General features: G+C 60.2%; 1 pseudogene. It reads right to left on the reverse strand.

From position 1 onward, the window contains the following. Positions 1-198: pseudogene (locus tag D5687_RS11560) on the reverse strand (hypothetical protein); the annotation flags it as partial. Positions 199-352: the final 154 nt, after the last annotated feature.

The raw sequence follows: 352 nt of genomic DNA on the forward strand, positions 1-352 counted from the left end.
GTCGGGGTTGATCGACCGGGGCTCGACACCGGCACTCTCGGCGACGTACTCGGGACTGCCCAGATCGTTGAGAAAGGCCTCGGCCATCTGGCTGCGGCCGCTGTTGTGGATGCAGACGAACAGGATACGGCGGGGCTGGTTCATGGGGCACTCCAAATGGCTTGACGTGTTCGGTTGTTCATATGCACTATATGACATGTTCCGTTAACTGCATATGACATTGATGGTATAGACCATGTCGCCAAACGACCTTTTCCCGGTCCTGTCGCATCCGACGCGCCTGCGCCTGGCCCTGCTGATGGCCGAGCACGGCACCCTCTGCGTCTGTGAGCTGCAACACGCCGTCGCCGAG

This window comes from Guyparkeria sp. SCN-R1, from assembly GCF_003932495.1.
Lineage (GTDB): Bacteria > Pseudomonadota > Gammaproteobacteria > Halothiobacillales > Halothiobacillaceae > Guyparkeria.